The sequence below is a fragment of the Camelimonas sp. ID_303_24 genome, from assembly GCF_053543495.1.
The window spans coordinates 223,892-241,103 of sequence record NZ_JBLLJM010000002.1 but is presented as its reverse complement, the minus strand read 5'-3'; the positions used below and the strand labels follow the sequence as shown (position 1 = coordinate 241,103).

At 65.9% G+C, this 17,212-nt stretch carries 14 protein-coding genes; 12 read left to right on the top strand and 2 right to left on the bottom strand.

Annotated elements, in window-relative coordinates; genetic code table 11:
• The first annotated feature begins 154 nt into the window (after positions 1–154).
• From ACERNI_RS01605 to tgt, 12 genes are all read left to right on the top strand, one after another.
• A complete protein-coding gene (locus ACERNI_RS01605; protein WP_448831515.1) occupies positions 155–1,501 on the top strand; it encodes a pyruvate dehydrogenase complex dihydrolipoamide acetyltransferase in 1,347 nt (448 codons plus the stop codon).
• A 69-nt stretch (positions 1,502–1,570) separates the two neighbouring features.
• The gene (gene lpdA, locus ACERNI_RS01600; protein WP_448831514.1) at positions 1,571–3,025 is read left to right on the top strand and encodes a dihydrolipoyl dehydrogenase; all 1,455 of its coding nucleotides are present in this window, start codon (positions 1,571–1,573) and stop codon (positions 3,023–3,025) included.
• A 201-nt stretch (positions 3,026–3,226) separates the two neighbouring features.
• A complete protein-coding gene (locus ACERNI_RS01595) occupies positions 3,227–3,508 on the top strand; it encodes a GlsB/YeaQ/YmgE family stress response membrane protein (protein ID WP_448831513.1) in 282 nt (93 codons plus the stop codon).
• 397 nt (positions 3,509–3,905) lie between these two features.
• Positions 3,906–4,898 (top strand): lipoyl synthase, encoded by a 993-nt coding sequence (gene lipA / locus ACERNI_RS01590; protein WP_448831512.1) that lies wholly within the window; start codon positions 3,906–3,908, stop codon positions 4,896–4,898.
• Positions 4,899–5,085: 187 nt separating this feature from the next.
• Entirely contained in the window at positions 5,086–5,553 is a 468-nt protein-coding gene (locus tag ACERNI_RS01585; RefSeq protein ID WP_448831511.1) for a type II toxin-antitoxin system RatA family toxin, read from the top strand.
• Positions 5,554–5,813: 260 nt separating this feature from the next.
• Positions 5,814–6,233, top strand: coding sequence for a VOC family protein (locus ACERNI_RS01580; protein ID WP_448831510.1), 420 nt, complete (start codon positions 5,814–5,816; stop codon positions 6,231–6,233).
• Positions 6,234–6,945: 712 nt separating this feature from the next.
• The gene (dnaE, locus tag ACERNI_RS01575) at positions 6,946–10,404 is read left to right on the top strand and encodes a DNA polymerase III subunit alpha (RefSeq protein ID WP_448831509.1); all 3,459 of its coding nucleotides are present in this window, start codon (positions 6,946–6,948) and stop codon (positions 10,402–10,404) included.
• Between the two features lie 606 nt (positions 10,405–11,010).
• Positions 11,011–11,514: a pantetheine-phosphate adenylyltransferase gene (gene coaD, locus ACERNI_RS01570; RefSeq protein ID WP_448831508.1), complete on the top strand. Its 504-nt coding sequence runs from the start codon at positions 11,011–11,013 to the stop codon at positions 11,512–11,514.
• Positions 11,515–11,626: 112 nt separating this feature from the next.
• A complete protein-coding gene (locus tag ACERNI_RS01565) occupies positions 11,627–12,223 on the top strand; it encodes a peptidylprolyl isomerase (RefSeq protein WP_448831507.1) in 597 nt (198 codons plus the stop codon).
• Between the two features lie 173 nt (positions 12,224–12,396).
• Positions 12,397–12,855: a peptidylprolyl isomerase gene (locus ACERNI_RS01560; RefSeq protein WP_448831506.1), complete on the top strand. Its 459-nt coding sequence runs from the start codon at positions 12,397–12,399 to the stop codon at positions 12,853–12,855.
• A 111-nt stretch (positions 12,856–12,966) separates the two neighbouring features.
• Positions 12,967–14,109, top strand: coding sequence for a tRNA preQ1(34) S-adenosylmethionine ribosyltransferase-isomerase QueA (gene queA / locus ACERNI_RS01555; protein WP_448831505.1), 1,143 nt, complete (start codon positions 12,967–12,969; stop codon positions 14,107–14,109).
• Positions 14,110–14,211: 102 nt separating this feature from the next.
• Positions 14,212–15,348, top strand: a complete 1,137-nt coding sequence (gene tgt, locus ACERNI_RS01550; protein ID WP_448831795.1) for a tRNA guanosine(34) transglycosylase Tgt — start codon at positions 14,212–14,214, stop codon at positions 15,346–15,348.
• Between the two features lie 60 nt (positions 15,349–15,408).
• Here tgt and ACERNI_RS01545 read toward each other — a convergent pair whose 3' ends face one another.
• Both ACERNI_RS01545 and ACERNI_RS01540 read right to left on the bottom strand, forming a co-directional pair.
• The gene (locus ACERNI_RS01545; protein WP_448831504.1) at positions 15,409–16,485 is read right to left on the bottom strand and encodes a hypothetical protein; all 1,077 of its coding nucleotides are present in this window, start codon (positions 16,483–16,485) and stop codon (positions 15,409–15,411) included.
• 293 nt (positions 16,486–16,778) lie between these two features.
• Entirely contained in the window at positions 16,779–17,114 is a 336-nt protein-coding gene (locus tag ACERNI_RS01540) for a hypothetical protein (RefSeq protein WP_448831503.1), read from the bottom strand.
• Between the last annotated feature and the right edge of the window lie 98 nt (positions 17,115–17,212).

Here is a 17,212-nt window from a genome sequence, read left to right as displayed (position 1 = left end):
AGCGGGTTCCGCTTGAACGGTGAAACATGCGCGACTCTTGGACAGGAGACCGTGTTGGCGTTGCGTGGAATGGCCCGTTGATTCCGCGTCGACCCAGCCGGCTCCAGGCAGCAATTATTCTGGCGACCGCCGGAATGCGTGTTTCGAGGAAGCCATGCCGATCAATGTGCTGATGCCCGCGCTCTCGCCGACGATGGAAAAAGGCAAGCTGGGCCGCTGGCTTAAGAAGGAAGGCGACGCCGTGAAATCCGGCGACGTCATCGCCGAGATCGAGACCGACAAGGCCACCATGGAGGTGGAGGCGGTTGATGAAGGCGTGCTGGCGAAAATCCTCGTCGCTGAAGGTACGGAAGACGTGCCGGTGAACGAAATCATCGCCATTATCGCGGAAGAGGGCGAGGACGTGGCCGCCGCCGGCGCTGCAAAGCCCAAAGCGGCGGCACAGGAGAAGCCGGCCGCGGCCGCCCCGGCGCCTGAGGCGCAGGGCAAACCCGCCACAACTCCCGCCAGAACGCCCATCATGGCGAAACAGGCCTCACAGCCAACTGCGCAATCCGGCGCCACCGGAGGCAGGCGCGTGTTCGCCTCGCCCCTGGCCCGCCGCATCGCGAAGGAAGCCGGCGTCGACCTTGCCGCCCTGAAGGGCTCTGGCCCGCGCGGCCGGATCATTGAACGCGACGTGCTGGAGGCGAAGACCTCGGGCGGGGCGCGCCTGGCCGCCGCCACGGCGCTGGCTCCAGCTCCCGCCCTGGCCAGCGGCCCCGACAGCGCGGCGGTGCGGGCCATGTTCGCCCCCGGCAGTTTTGAGGAAATCCCCCTCGACGGCATGCGCAAGACCATCGCGCGCCGGCTGGTGGAATCGAAGCAGACGGTGCCGCATTTCTACCTGACGGTGGATTGCGAGATCGACGCGCTGCTGGCCCTGCGCACGGATATCAATGGCGCGGCTCCGAACGGCGAAGACGGCAAGCCGGCCTGGAAGGTGTCGGTCAACGATCTGGTGGTGAAGGCCTTCGCCGCCGCCCTGCGCCGCACGCCCGACGCCAACGTCTCCTTCGCCGGCGACGCCATCCTGCGTCACAAGGCAGTGGATGTGGGCGTGGCGGTGTCGATCCCGGGCGGGCTGCTGACGCCGGTCATCCGCAACGCCGACGCCAAGAGCATTTCCGTGATTGCCCAGGAGGTGCGCGATCTGGCGGCGCGGGCCCAGAACCGTCGTCTGAAGCCGGAGGAATACACCGGCGGCGCGGCGGCCGTGTCGAACCTTGGCATGTATGGCGTGCGCGAGTTCGCCGCCGTCATCAACCCGCCGCACGCCACCATTCTGGCGGTGGGCGAGGGTCAGCAGCGGGTGATTGTCCGTGACGGCCAGCCCGCCGTGGCCACCATGATGACGGTGACGCTGTCGGTGGATCATCGCGCCGTCGACGGCGTGCTGGGCGCGCAACTGTTGCAGGCGTTCCGGACGCTGATCGAAAAGCCGGCGGCCATTCTGGCGTGATGCCGGGGCCGGGGGCATTACCCGGCCTTTCCGCCTGCGGGCGCATGCATGTGGCGTGAAAGCGAAACCATGGCAGACATTTACGACATCATCGTCATCGGCTCTGGCCCGGGCGGCTACGTCACGGCGATCCGGGCGGCGCAGTTGGGCTTTCGCACCGCCATTGTCGAGCGCGAGCATCTGGGCGGCATCTGCCTGAACTGGGGCTGCATTCCCACCAAGGCATTGCTGCGCTCGGCTGAAATTCACCACTACATGGAGCGGGCCGGCGACTATGGTTTGAGCGTCGGCAAGCCTGGTTTCGACATGGGCAAGATCGTCGCGCGCTCGCGCGGCGTCTCGCGCCAGCTCAACGCCGGCGTCGGCTTCCTGCTGAAGAAAAACAAGGTCGACGTCATCTGGGGCGAGGCGACGGTGACGCGCGGCGCCGCCAGTGGCAGGCCGGCGGCGATTGCCGTCAGGCCCACGCAAAAACAGGCCATGCAGCCGCAGCCGCCGGAGCCGAAAGGCGTCCTCGGCGCAGGCGACTATGAGGCGAAGCACGTCATCATCGCCACCGGCGCGCGGCCGCGGGTGCTGCCCGGCCAGGAACCCGATGGCAAACTGGTCTGGACCTATTTCGAGGCCATGGTTCCACAGGAGTTGCCGAAATCGCTGCTGGTGATTGGCTCCGGCGCCATCGGCATCGAATTCGCCTCGTTCTACCGCGCTTTCGGAACTGAGGTGACCGTCGTCGAGGTGCTGCCGCAGATCCTGCCGGTGGAAGACGCCGAGATCGCCGCGCTGGCGCGCAAGCGACTGGAAAAGCGCGGCGTGAAGTTCCTCACCGGGGCGAAAGTCACCGGTCTTGAGCGCAAAAAGGACAGCGTCATCGCCACCATTGATGATGGCAAGGCGCGACAGAAAATCGAGGCGGCGCGCGTGCTCACCGCCGTGGGGGTCGTCGGCAATATCGAGAACCTTGGCCTTGAAAAACTGGGCGTGAAGACCGATCGCGGCTGCGTTGTCACAGACGGGCTTGGCCGCACCAATGTGCCTGGCGTCTATGCCATCGGCGATGTCGCCGGCCCGCCAATGCTGGCGCACAAGGCCGAGCATGAGGGCGTGCTGTGCGTCGAGGCCATCAAGGGCCTGCCGGTGCACGCCATGGAGAAAACCCGGATTCCGGGCTGCACCTATTGCGATCCGCAGGTCGCCTCAGTCGGCCTCACCGAGGCGAAGGCAAAGGAAGCGGGCCATGACATCCGCGTCGGCCGCTTCCCGTTCATCGGCAATGGCAAGGCCATCGCGCTGGGCGAGCCGGAAGGCCTGGTCAAAACCATCTTCGAGAAATCCACCGGCAAGCTGCTGGGCGCGCATATGGTCGGCGCCGAGGTCACCGAGCTGATTCACAGCTTTGTCGTCGCCATGAACCTTGAGACGACGGAAGAGGACCTGATCGCCTCGGTGTTCCCGCATCCGACCCTGTCCGAAACCATCCACGAAAGCGTGCTCGACGCCTGGGGGCGGGCGATCCATATCTGACGGAGGCGCCTGGCGGCGCCGATGGCTCCTGCTGTGGCCTGGCGGGCGCGGCCTGTTCAAATCTCGCGCGAGGCCCGGTTTGCGGCTTGAACGCTGGCCTCGTCGGGGGTCTGCTTGGAATCGTCCGCCATTCAGGCGATTCCGCCTGGGATTTTCCCGGGCCAGGCCTGGGAGCAACAGGGGGCCGGACAGGAGAGCAGCATGGAAACACAGGTCTATGGCGCCCTCGGGCAACCCGGCGTTGGCTTCATCATGGCGATCGTCGTCGGCGGGCTCGCCGGCTGGATCGCCGAGAAAGTCACCAACGCCAACATGGGGTTCTTCTCGAACATCCTGATGGGCATCATCGGCGGCGTGGTCGGCAATTTCCTTGCGCGCCAGCTCGGCATGATGGTCTACGGCTTCTGGGCCAACCTTGTGTCAGCCATCGTTGGCGCGGTGATCATCATCTGGGTCTACCGCGCCATTCGCGGGCGATCCTAGAGCATGATGCGGACTGGCGGGGGCCGCTTGTCCGCAAAAATCACGCAAAACCATGTATATAGGGCCGAGCTGCGATTCTGTATGAACGCATCCCGCTCCTGACAGAAACCCGGCCTGGCGGCGCGCGGTTGAAAAGCCCCGCCGCCACGACCAGATGAAAGCGTCCACGCGTGAATCCATGCGCGTCGTGAAACCGCTGGCGCCCGGGATGGCGGCTTGCGCCGCCAGCGGATCGCCGCAAAGGGACGTCGCGCGGCAGGGGAAACGTCCGTAATCTTTGGCGATTTTCGTCCGGGATGCTAAACCGGTCGAAGCGTCAGCCAGATCCATCGCGCCTCCAGCAGGGGGGCGTGTATCGGCAGGAAGTCGCCCCCATGCGGGGGCGCGGAGCCCGTTTATGGCCGTTGTACTCGATCTTCTGAACAGGGACCGCCGCCCGAAGGCCGAAGGCGATGCGCCAGCGGCGGCGCGCCACCCGGAAAAAGCGCATCGCCCGGACCAGCCGGTGCAGCAGCGCAAGCCGGAGTGGCTGCGCGTCAAGGCGCCGGGTTCGGCGGCCTGGGCGGCGACCAACCGCATCGTCCGCGACAAGCGCCTGGTGACCGTCTGCGAGGAGGCGGGCTGTCCAAATATCGGCGAATGCTGGGAGAAGAAGCACGCCACCTTCATGGTCATGGGCGACACCTGCACCCGCGCGTGCGCCTTCTGCAACGTCAAAACCGGCATGCCGCAGCCGCTTGACCTGGATGAGCCGGCGCGCGTCGCCGACGCGGTCGCCAGCCTCGGCCTGTCGCACGTGGTTATCACCTCGGTGGACCGCGACGACCTGAAGGACGGCGGCGCGCTGCATTTCGCCAACGTCATCAACGCCATCCGCGCCGCCGCGCCAGCGACGACCATCGAAATTCTCACCCCCGATTTCCTGCGCAAGCCAGGCGCGCTGGAAGTGGTGGTGGCGGCGAAGCCGGACGTGTTCAACCACAATCTGGAAACCGTGCCGTCGAAATATCTGAAGGTGCGGCCCGGCGCGCGTTACTTCCACTCCCTGCGCCTGTTGCAGCAGGTGAAGGAACTCGACCCGGCGATCTTCACCAAATCCGGCATCATGGTCGGCCTTGGCGAGGAGCGGAACGAGGTCCTGCAACTCATGGACGACCTGCGCAGCGCCGAGGTCGATTTCATTACCATCGGCCAATATCTGCAGCCGACGCGCAAGCATCATCCGGTGATCCGTTTCGTCACGCCGGACGAATTCCGCGCCTATGAGACCACCGCCCGCGCCAAGGGGTTCCTCATGGTCGCATCCACGCCGCTAACCCGCTCGTCGCATCACGCCGGCGAGGATTTCGAACGGCTGAAGGCGGCGCGGGCCGGGCAGGCGACGCGCTGAGAGGCGCATGCTCCCTGTAAGCGCCCCCCGGAGCCACATGTCTCATGGAGGCGCAGGAGCAGATCAGGGGGGGCCTGCCGACGCCATTTTACGTTTCACGCCGGCGACATCGGGCGGGTTTCCACTTTCCGGCCCGATGGCTTATGTCTGCGCCACGTAACTCCTCACGATCCTGGACCCCAGCCGGATGCCATCTTTCACCACCACGCGCACCGTAGGCTACACGCCGGAACAGATGTTCGCCCTTGTCGCCGACGTGGAGCGCTATCCCGAGTTCCTGCCCCTGTGCACTGGCCTGCGCGTGCTGCGGCGGGAAACCGACGATGAAGCCCATGAGGTGCTGATCGCCCGCATGAGCGTCGGCTACAAGAACATCGCCGAGGACTTCGCCACCCGCGTCGCGCTCGATCCGGCGCGCAACCGCATCGTCGTCGAATATGTCGATGGCCCCTTCAGCCATCTGACCAACCGCTGGACATTTGTTCCCAGCGGCGCGGGTTGCGAGGTGCAGTTCTTCATCACCTATGAATTCCGCAGCCGCCTGCTGGCCGGCCTCATGGGCAAGATGTTCGAGCGGGCGTTCCAGAAGTTCACGGAAGCCTTCGAGCAGCGCGCCCGGACCATCTACGGGCCCGAGCCCGCCATCCAGCCCTGATCTGGCGCCGGAACGGCATCCCGCATCACTTGCGAATGTAGCGGTTCCGGCTCATGCTGGCCGCGCCTGAAAAGGAGAGGCCGGGACGGTTGGCCCGGCTCCCCCATGCTGCCGGTTCGGGGCGTTCGCAACGCCCGAGAACCGGCGCTGTGGGTCCTGATATCGCTGCTCCGTCTGCCATCTGGAGAAACAGGGCGCGGCGGCGTGTCCCCTGGCTTCAACGCGTCCCTCGCCGGGAACGCGAACAGGAGCTTCTGGACATGCAACAGATATCTGTCATCACCCTTGGCGTCGCCGATCCTGAACGGGCGCTGCGGTTCTACGCGCGCGGTTTCGGCTGGACGCCCGTTTTCCAGAACCATGAGATCATCTTTTTCCAGATGAACGGCCTGATGCTGGGCCTGTTCCAGCGGGCGGCGCTCGATGCGGATATGGGGCGCGCCAATGATGGCGCCGCCGCCGCTATGTCGCTTGCCCACAATGTCCTGAACATGGAAGACGTCGCGCCCTTGATGCAGCGCCTGATCGCCGCCGGCGGCGTCATGTTGCGCGCCCCAGACGCGCCGCCCCACGGCGGTTATCGGGGCTATGTGGCCGACCCCGATGGCCATGCGTGGGAAATTTCCTGGAACCCGGCCTGGCCAATCGACGCCGAAGGGCGCGTGCGCTTCGGCCTGTAATCCGGCCCTGGATCGAAGACAGGCGCAGCCATGGATGCGGGGAGCGGCCGGTTTCGAGCGGCCGGTTTCCCCCACACCCGCCACGGGACCGCGGGATGCCGATCCCGATTTCCCGGGAAGAGGCGGCTTTCCTTGAAAATTTCTCTGTTTGTTCAACGAAATACGCGCATGTTTACCATCCCTGTTTACTACGCAGCCATGAGAACAAAGCAAAAACACGCAGCAGACTTGTCTACAGAACAAACATGGAACACTCTCTGGTTATGCACAGAAGGAGGTTCCCATGTTCACACTCATTCTCCGCAGCGCCGCCGAACTCGTCGCTCTTTGCGTCTTCGTCAGCATGATCGGCATCTGGGCCGGTATTGCCGCTGGCGTCTGAGCCGTTTGCCTGACGCCAGCACCGCGCATCCCTCAGCCCGGCGTGATCGAACGCGCGGACGCCATGGCGAGGGATGGCTCGCCGATCTCCGGCGAAAAACGCCCGCGATCCAGCTGGCGGCGGGAGCCGCATCCGGAAACGCGGCGCCAGAATGCCGGGCGGGAATCCTGCCGGAATAAGCCAGTCAGCGCGCGCCGATATTTGCCCTGCAGGCGCACCGGCGCCGGCGCCAGGGCTTGGCCGGAATCGCCCGGACGGCTATTCCTTGCGGACGGCGACGCGCGATCATACTGATCGCCAGGGCCGTGTTGTCCGGCAGGAGACAGACCCATGTCATCGATCCTTCGCGAGGTCGGATTCGTGCACCTGCACGTGCATTCGTCCTACTCCCTGCTGGAAGGAGCGATGCGCATTCCAACGCTGGAGAAGCTGGCGAAGGAAGATCGCCAGCCGGCCATGGCGCTCACCGACACCAACAACCTGTTCGGCGCCCTGGAGTTCTCCGAAAAGTTTTCCGGCTCCGGCATCCAGCCCATCGCCGGCCTGCAACTCTCCGTGGCGCTGGAAGAGGACGATCCCAATGCGCGGCCGTCGCTGGAGCGCCGGCTGCCGTCGATCGTGTTGCTGGCGGCGACGGAGGAGGGCTATCGCAACCTGCTGCAGCTCACCAGCCGCGCCTGGCTGGACGCCCAGCCGGGCGAACCGGTCCACGTCAGGCTGCCGTTCCTCACCGACCACGCCGCCGGGCTTATCGCGCTCACCGGCGGCCCCAATGGTCCTGTCGACATGGCGCTGGCCAATGGCCAGGCTGACATCGCCGCGCGCCGGCTCGGGCAACTCGCAGGCATCTTCGACCGCCGGCTCTATCTGGAGTTGCAGCGCCACGGCGTCGATGCGGAGCGGTCGGTGGAGCGGGAGCTGATCCGGCTCGCCCATGCGCGCGGCCTGCCGCTGGCCGCCGCCAACGAACCATATTTCTCCTCCGGCAGCGACTACGAAGCCCACGACGCCCTGCTGGCCATCGCCGAGGGCCGGCTGGTGTCGGACGATCGCCGGCGCCGGCTGACCGAGCGGCACCATTTCGCCACCCGCGCCGAGATGCAGGCGCTGTTTGCCGACATCCCCGAGGCGCTGACATCCACCGTCGAGATCGCCATGCGCTGCTCGGTGCGCGCCCGCACCGCCAGCCCGATGCTGCCGCGCTTCAGCATGGAGATGGACGAGGCGGAGGACCTGCGCCAGCGCGCTGTCAACGGCCTCAAGGCCCGGCTCGACGGCCATGGCCCGGCGGAGGGCCTGACGTTGGCCGATTATGACAAGCGGCTGGAGTATGAGCTCTCGATCATCGAGCGGATGAAGTTTCCCGGCTACTTCCTCATCGTGTCGGACTTCATCCAGTGGGCCAAGGCGCAGGATATCCCCGTGGGGCCCGGGCGCGGCTCGGGCGCCGGTTCGCTGGTCGCCTATGCCCTGACCATCACCGACCTTGATCCGCTGCGCTTCCAGCTGCTGTTCGAGCGCTTCCTCAATCCCGAGCGCGTCTCGATGCCGGACTTCGACATCGACTTCTGCCAGGACCGGCGCGACGAGGTGATTTCCTACGTGCAGCGCCGTTATGGTGAGGAACGCGTCGCCCAGATCATCACCTTCGGCACCCTGCAGGCGCGCGGCGTGATGCGCGACGTCGGCCGGGTGTTCGAAATGCCCTATGGTCAGGTTGACCGCCTGACCAAGCTGGTGCCGCAAAACCCGGCCAACCCGGTGACCCTGGCCCAGGCCATCGCCGACGAGCCGCGCCTGTCGGAAGCCGCACAGGAAGATCCGGTCGTCGGCCAGATGCTGACCGTGGCGCAGAAGCTGGAAGGCCTGCACCGTCACGCCTCGACCCATGCCGCCGGCATCGTCATTGGCGACCGCCCGCTGGAGCAGCTGGTTCCGCTCTACAAGGATCCGAAATCCGGCATGCGGGTCACCCAGTTCAATATGAAATGGGTGGAGCAGGCTGGCCTGGTGAAGTTCGACTTCCTCGGCCTCAAGACCCTCACCGTGCTCCGCACCGCCATCAATCTGCTGGCGCAGCGCGGCGTCCAAGTGGACCTGTCGGCCATCCCGCTGGACGACCGCAAGACCTATGAGCTTCTGGGCCGGGGCGAAACCGTCGGCGTGTTCCAGGTGGAATCAGTCGGCATGCGCAAGGCGCTGGTGGACATGCGCGCCGACCGGCTGGAGGACCTGATCGCCCTCGTCGCCCTCTACCGCCCGGGCCCCATGGCCAACATCCCGGTGTATTGCGAACGCAAGCACGGCCAGGGCGAGCCGGAGGCGCAGTGGTATCTGCACCCCAAACTGGCGCCGATCCTGCGCGAGACCTTTGGCATTATCGTCTACCAGGAACAGGTGATGCAGGTGGCGCAAGAGCTGTCCGGCTATTCGCTGGGCGAAGCCGACCTGCTGCGCCGCGCCATGGGCAAGAAGATCAAGGCGGAGATGGACTCCCAGCGCGTCCGCTTCGTCGACGGCGCGGAAGAGGCGGATATCCCCAAGGCGCTGGCCGACGAGATTTTCGACCTGCTGGCCCGCTTCGCCGACTATGGCTTCAACAAGAGCCACGCGGCGGCCTATGCGCTCGTCGCCTACCAGACCGCCTATCTGAAGGCCAATTACCCGGTGGAGTTCCTGGCGGCGCTGATGGCGCTCGATATGGACAACACGGACAAGCTGTCGGAATTCCGCCGCGAGGCCGAGCGGCTGGGCGCGAAAGTCGACCCGCCATCGATCAACCGCTCCGGCGTCACCTTCGCGGTGGACCACCGCGAAGACGCCAGCATCATCCGCTACGCCCTGGCGGCGGTGAAGGGCGTCGGCGTCCAGGCGGTGGAGGCCATCGTCGCGGCGCGCGGCGACCGGCCCTTCCGCGATCTGGCCGATTTCGCCTCCCGATTGCAGCCGCGACTGGTCAACAAGCGCACCATCGAAGCGCTGATCGCGGCCGGCGCATTTGATGAGCTGGAGAAGGATCGGGCCCGCGCCACGGCGGCCATCGAGGCGATGATCGCCATGGCCAACCGCACCCAGGAGGCGGCGGCGGTCGGCCAGAATGATTTTTTCGGCGGCGCTGGATCGACGCCCGAGCCGCTGCGCATACCGGATTACGAACCGTGGCTGCCGGCCTTCCGCCTGCAAAAAGAATATGACGCCATAGGCTTCTTCCTGACGGGTCATCCACTGGATGAATATGGCGCCCTGCTGGAGAAGCTGCGCGTGCAGCGCTGGACGCAGTTTGTGCGGTCGGTAAAAGCTGGCAGCGGCGTCGGCCGCGTCGCCGCCACGGTGCTTGACCGGCAGGAGCGCCGCACCAAGAGCGGCTCGAAGATGGGCATCATCAATTTCTCCGACCAGTCGGGGCAATTCGAGGCCATCATCTTCAGCGAGGGCCTGAGCCATTTCCGGGAATTGCTGGAGCCGGGCCGGCCGCTAGTGCTGATCCTGCAGGCTTCGCTGGAAGGCGAAGAGGTTCGCGCCCGCATCCAGAGCGTGGAGCCCCTCGACGCCGCCGTAGCCAAACACCAGAAGGGCCTGCGCATCTTCCTGCGCGACGAACGCCCCGTGGCCAGCATCGCCCAGCGTTTGCGCGAGCGCGGCGAGAGCGAGGTCTCGCTGATCCTGATGCTTGAGGAAACCGGGCGCGAGGTCGAAGTGAAGCTGAAGGGCCGCTATCTGGCCTCGCCCCAGGTCGCCAGCGCCCTGCGCGCCATCTCGGGCGTGGTCGACGTGCAAATGATGAGCTGACGCTGGCGCAATTAGTTCGGAATAACCTGTAATTTATTGATTTAATTTGTATATTTATGAATTTTACTCACGCCCAACATCGTGGCCGGACTTGTTCCGGCCATCCACGGGATAGTCGGGATTTTCCCTAACGTATATTGGGAGGGCGGAAAGACGTGGATGCCCGCAAAAAAATGCGGGCATGACGCTGGGGAGCGGATGGCCCGCTATGGGCGCCGGCCGGGAAGCCGGTTCGCGACGCTTCCGCCTTGCAACCAGTCGATGGTGTGCCTTTGCCAGCGGCGCCGCAGGTCAGCGGCGGCATGCTCACCAGGCTTTCAGCACAGGGTTTGCCGGCCTGAGGCTGATTTGCGAGGCTCTTTTGGCGCATGGCTCTGCTAAGTTCGCTTATGAGGATTTTAGTTTAATCAATTGATATAAAATTTGTTTTCATAATCTAAATCCCACCACGCCGATGGGAGGCGCGAAATCCATACCCGTTGGCGCCGACCATCTGCTTGCCTTGCGGCGCGCGGCGTAGAAGATGGGCGCCACATTTCATCCGCCGACGGATTCAGCTTTTCAGGCTCCGGCGGTGGTTCGCCCATCTTCCAGCTACGGTGAAGCATGACCCGCACAGCGCTTTACACGGGATCGTTTGATCCGGTCACCAACGGCCACATTGACGTCATTCGCGCCGCCTGCGCCATGGTCGACCGTCTGGTCGTCGCCATTGGCGTCCATCCGGGCAAGACGCCGCTGTTTACCGTGGCGGAGCGCGAGCTGATGCTGCAGGAAGAGTGCGGCGCCATTGCCGCCAGCTTCAACACCCGGCTTGACGTGGTGACATTCGGCGGCCTTGCCGTGGACACCGCCCGGGAAGTGGGAGCCAACATCATCATTCGCGGCCTGCGCGATGGTTCCGATCTGGACTATGAAATGCAGATGGCCGGCATGAACGGCGCGATGGCGCCTGAGGTGCAGACCGTGTTCCTGCCCGCGTCCCCGGCGGCGCGCCCGATTACGGCCACGCTGGTTCGCCAGATTGCGGCGATGGGCGGCAATGTTGGCCTGTTCGTGCCGGAAGGCGTGGCGAAGCGCCTGGCTGAAAAACGGGCGGCGCGCGGTTGACGTCCGGGTTTCGTCTTTCCGGGTTTTGCCTTTTGGGATCAAACGTATTTTTCGGCGCGGGGAGCCACAGCGGAGCATCCGCTGCTCCGGCGCGTCGCATGAGGAGCAAAGCGTGAAGCACACAATCGCACTGGCGCTGGCCGCCTCCCTTTCGCTTGGCCTGTTCGCGGCGCCCGCTTTCGCCCAGGGCGGCAAGGATGCTGCCAAAGCCGCCGGCCAGGATGCGGCGAAGGACGCCCACACCGTGCTGCTCGATACCAAGGATGGTCGCGTCACCATCAAGCTGCGGGCTGATCTTGCGCCGAAGCATGTGGAGCAGATCGAGGCGCTGACAAAGCGCGGCTTCTATAATGGCATCGTCTTTCACCGGGTGATCGACGGCTTCATGGCCCAAACGGGCGATCCCACCGGCACCGGCGCTGGCGGCTCCGACCTGCCGAACCTGCCGGCGGAATTTACCGACAAGGCGCATTTCGTCCGTGGAACCGTCGGCATGGCCCGGGCGTCGTCGCCAGACTCCGCCAATTCCCAGTTTTTCATCATGTTCGACAAGACGCCCTCGCTGGACGGCAAGTACACCATCGTCGGCGAGGTCATTTCGGGCATGGACGTGGTCGACAAGATCAAGAAGGGCAACAAGGCCCGCAACGGCCTGGTCGAGAACCCGGACAAGATCGTGAAGATGCAGATGGCGCCGGCGGCCAAATAAGCCCCGCGCCTGACGTAAATCCCATAGCTGGCCCAGAGGGAGCGGCGCCGCCACGGCGCGGTTTCCCTCACGCGGCGAAGGCCGGACACTCGACATCAGCCGGAGGCGCCGTTAACAGGCGCATCAGGCCAACAAGGCGGCCCCAAACGGCAAGCCTCACGAGGAACGAGACCATGAGCGACAACGACAACACCCTGACCCTCGAAACGACCAAGGGCCGCGTGGTTATCGCCCTGCGACCGGATCTGGCCCCGCTGCACGTGGAGCGCATCAAGGCGCTGGCCGGACAGGGGTTCTATGACAATGTCGCGTTCCACCGCGTCATCGACGGCTTCATGGCCCAGACCGGCTGCCCGCACGGCACCGGCACCGGCGGCTCCAGCATGCCGGACCTGAAGGCCGAGTTCAGCAATGAAAAGCACGTGCGCGGCACCTGCTCGATGGCCCGCACCGCCAACCCCAATTCGGCCAATTCGCAGTTCTTCATCTGCTTCACCGATGCGCCGTGGCTCGACCGCCAGTATTCGGTCTGGGGTCAGGTGACCGAGGGCATGGACATCGTCGACCAGATCAAGCGCGGCGAGCCCGTCGCCAATCCGGACCGCATCGTCAGCGCCCGCGTCGGCGCCTGATCGCAGCCACATGCCGGGCGTTGTCGCGCCCGCGATACTCTGGCGGGATGGACGCGGCGACGCGCCCGTCCCGTTGCGTTTGCGCATCCGTACCCGTGAAAGCCATTCCGCGTGAAAGTTGACCTGTTCGATTTCGAGCTTCCCGAAAGCGCCATCGCCGTGCGGCCGGCTGAGCCGCGCGATGCGGCGCGACTGCTGCGGGTGGCTCCAGCACAGGGCGGCGCGGCGCCAGAGTTGACCGACTGGCGGGTGCATGACCTGCCGAAACTGCTGCGGCCTGGCGATCTGCTGGTGTTGAATGACACCAGGGTCATTCCGGCGCGGCTCAGCGGCCTGCGCCTGCGCGGCGACAACGCCTCGCGCGTCGAGGTGACCCTGCACATGCGCGAGACCCCCGACGCCTGGCGCGCCTTCGCCCGGCCGGCCAAGCGGCTGGCGGCTGGCGATCTGATCCGCTTCGGCGCCGGCGGCGCCCTGGGCGACGCCGATCATGGCGCGGCCTGCGCCCTGGGCCAGCTTGAGGCGCGGGTGGAGGAAAAGGGCGAGGGCGGCGAAGTGCTGCTGCGCTTTTCGCTCTCCGGCGCCTATCTGGACGAGGCGCTGCAACTGGTCGGCGTCATGCCGCTGCCGCCCTATATCGCCAGCAAGCGGCCGGAGGACGCCCGCGACCGCGCCGACTATCAGACGGTCTACGCCCGCGAGGACGGGGCCGTAGCCGCGCCCACCGCCGGCCTGCACATGACGCCGCGCCTGTTCGATGATCTGATGGCGGCTGGCGTTGAGCATGCGTTTGTCACCCTGCACGTGGGAGCCGGCACCTTCCTGCCGGTGAAGGCCGACGACACCGACGATCACCGCATGCACGCCGAGCGCGGCGTCATCACCGCTAAAACGGCGGCGCGCATCGCGGCGACCCGCGCCGCCGGCGGCCGCATCGTCGCCGTTGGCACCACCTCGCTGCGCCTGCTGGAAAGCGCCGCGGCGGCGGACCCGGAGGGACTGGTGCGGGCGTGGAGCGGCGCCACCGACATTTTCATCACGCCCGGCTTCCGCTTTCGGGCTGTCGATGTGCTGATGACCAATTTCCACCTGCCGCGCTCGACCCTGTTCATGCTGGTCAGCGCCTTCAGCGGTCTTTCGGCCATGCGCGCCGCTTACGCGCACGCCATCGCCGCCGGGTATCGCTTCTACTCCTACGGCGACGCCAGCCTGCTGTTCCGGGCGGATGCCGGCGAAGCCGCCGCCACAATCTGATTTGACATGTCTTTCCCCGCGACAGGCCGCGCCCATGCTCCGCTGGGAAATGAAGCTCCGAAAGAGGTCGCCTTGACCAGCCAGCCCGACGCCAGCGCCCCCATGAACGCAGCGCCTGCCGCTTTCGCGTTCGCCGCCTCCGCCACTGACGGACGGGCGCGCACCGGCCTCATCACCACCGCCCATGGCCAGATCCGCACGCCGGCCTTCATGCCGGTGGGCACCGCCGCGACGGTGAAGGCGATGTATCCGGCCCAGGTGAAGCAGCTTGGCGCCGACGTGGTGCTGGGCAACACGTACCATCTGATGCTGCGCCCCGGGGCGGAGCGGGTGGCCCGCCTTGGCGGCCTGCACCAGTTCATGAACTGGCCGCATCCGATTCTGACCGATTCCGGCGGCTTCCAGGTGATGTCCCTGTCGAAGCTGCGCAAGATCACCGAGAAAGGCGTCACCTTCCAGTCGCACATCGACGGCGCCAAATATGAGCTGACGCCAGAGCGCTCGATCCAGATCCAGGGCCTGCTCGGCGCCGATATCCAGATGCAGCTGGACGAATGCGTCCGCATGCCGTGCTCGCGCGAGGAGGCTGATCGCGCCATGCAGCTGAGCCTGCGCTGGGCGGAGCGCTCGAAGGCGGCTTTTGGCGCGCTGCCGGGCCAGGGACTGTTCGGCATCGTCCAGGGCGCCGATGTGCCGGAATTACGGATTGAAAGCGCCCGCAAACTCATTGACATCGGCTTCCATGGCTATGCCGTCGGCGGCCTTGCGGTGGGCGAACCGCAGGAGGTGATGCTGGCCATGCTCGACGTGGTGACGCCGATCCTGCCGGCTGACCGGCCGCGCTATCTGATGGGCGTCGGCACGCCGGATGATCTGGTGGAATCGGTGCGGCGCGGCGTTGACATGTTCGACTGCGTGATGCCGACCCGCGCCGGCCGGCACGGCCTGGCCTACACCCGTCACGGCAAGGTCAATCTGAAGAACGCCCGCCACGCGGAGGACACGCGTCCGCTGGACGAAGCCTCGCCCTGTGAGGCCTCCAGCGCCTGGAGCCGCGCCTACCTGCATCACCTCGTCAAGTCAGGCGAAATCCTCGGCATGATGCTGCTGACGTGGAACAATCTGGCCTATTATCAGGAACTGATGGCCGGCCTGCGCGCCGCCATCGTCGCCGGCCGCCTTGATGATTTCATCGCGGAAACGAAAGACGGCTGGGCGAAAGGCGAAGCGGCGGCATAACCGCCAGCGCGCCATTTCACCGGCGCGCCGTCACCATCAGCGTGCGAAAGGCGCCGCGGCTCAGCTTTTGCCCGGCGCCAGCACCCGCTCGAAATCCGGATCGCCCACCGGCGCGCGGCGCAAGCCGGCAATGATCGCATCGGTCAGCTTGCTGGCGATGGGCAGCCGGTAGTGCAGGTTGTCCCAGTAATTGTCATCGCGCGCGGTGATGGCGTTGGGAAAGCGGAAGTCCAGCACCGTCGCGCCATAACGGGCCCCAAGCTCCGCGAATGTCTTCTTGCAGGCGGCCTGACGCGCGGCCTCCTCGCTCCCCGGGCGGGGCTGCGCGGCGATATGGACCGGCGGGAACACCAGCGCCACGCGGGCATCCGCCGGCGCAGCGCGCAGCAGCGTCTCCAGCCATGCAGCGGCGGGAAAGCGCCAGCTCGCCGTGACGCTGGCCGCTGGCTGAACCGGCGGCTCAAGCGGGCTCACATCCGGTTTTCCAGCCCAGATATGGGTGCGCGCCCGCGCCAGATCATAGAAATTTTCCGGCGGCGTGAAGACCTCATAACCGTCAAAGCGGATGCGATCCTTCGCCATGCCCAGCCGGTTGGCGGCGACCCGGACAGCGATTTCCAGGCTCTGGAAATCAAACATGCGCAGGGCGTCAAACGTCCTGTCGTCGTCATACAACCATGGCGGGAAGCTGCGGAAGGTGAGGCGCTTTTTGTCGCTGTCCGCGTCGGCGTCGCACCAGTTGGCGTCGAGGCCGAAAACCAGCGTGCGGGCCCGCGGCGTCTGGCGCAGGAACAGGGCGGCAAGTTGCGTCTGCTCCCACGGCGTGGCGGCGTTCATGGCCAGATTGGCGAACTTGCCGCCGAGGCCGGCGGAGAGGCGGGCAGGGTCCAGCAGGCGGACCGTGGACGTGCCGAAGACGGCGGCGTCGAACTGGCCGCTACGGGTCACCTGCGGGTACATGTAACGCTGGTTGACGTCCATGATCGGCGCCGGCGCACGGGCGGGCGAGGCAAAGACGCCATAGGGATCCATGGCGACGGTGAAGCCAAGCAGCGCCGTGGCCGTCGCCACGGCCGACCCGGCGAACCATGCGGAAAATTTCCACCAGGGCGTTTTCGCTGGCGCGGCGCTGGCCATGGATGTCCGGGGGCTGTCAGAATGTTCCGGCTGAATGCTGTTGCTCATCTGTCCGCGGGCCCGCCTGAAGCGCGTCTCCTGTCCGTGGCGTCGCTCCGCCGACAGGGATCGCGCTTCAAAACACTGGATGAAGGCCAGTTCGCCGGCCATGACCGGATCGCGTTGACGATCTGGGCGTGAACGGCTCCAGCTCCGGCATGTTCACGCGCGGCGGGCGCGACCGCGCGTAATGCATCTGCAACCTGCAGCAGGGATCTCGCGGAGCGGCCTGAGGGCTGTTGTCCCGCGCCCCATCAATCCTTGACGATCTTGTGGGAATGATGGCGATGCGAAGCCGGGCGCTTGCTGCAATCATAGGCGTAGCCCGTGGTCACCGACCAGTCGTGCCGGTCGCGGCGCAGATAGAGGTCGGTGCCGCCCGCCGCGCGCACGCCAGCCGCCATGCCCTGCACCGCGGGGCCAAAGCCGCCGGCGGTGCTGGTGGGCGGGCTGACTTCCGCCACCTTGCGGCAATGGCGGACATCGAGCGGGTGGTCCCATATCTGGATGCCGGGGCCGGGATGCGAGCAGGCGGACAGCGCCGCGGCAGCGCCAGCAGCCGCCAGAAACTTCATCATAACCCCTGCCATATGCGCGCTCCAGAAATGCTGCCAGTAGACCTTGTCCGCGATAACCTTGTCCGTGTTCCGGGCCGCGCCTCCACCAGGCGCCGCAGCGTCCGCCTGCG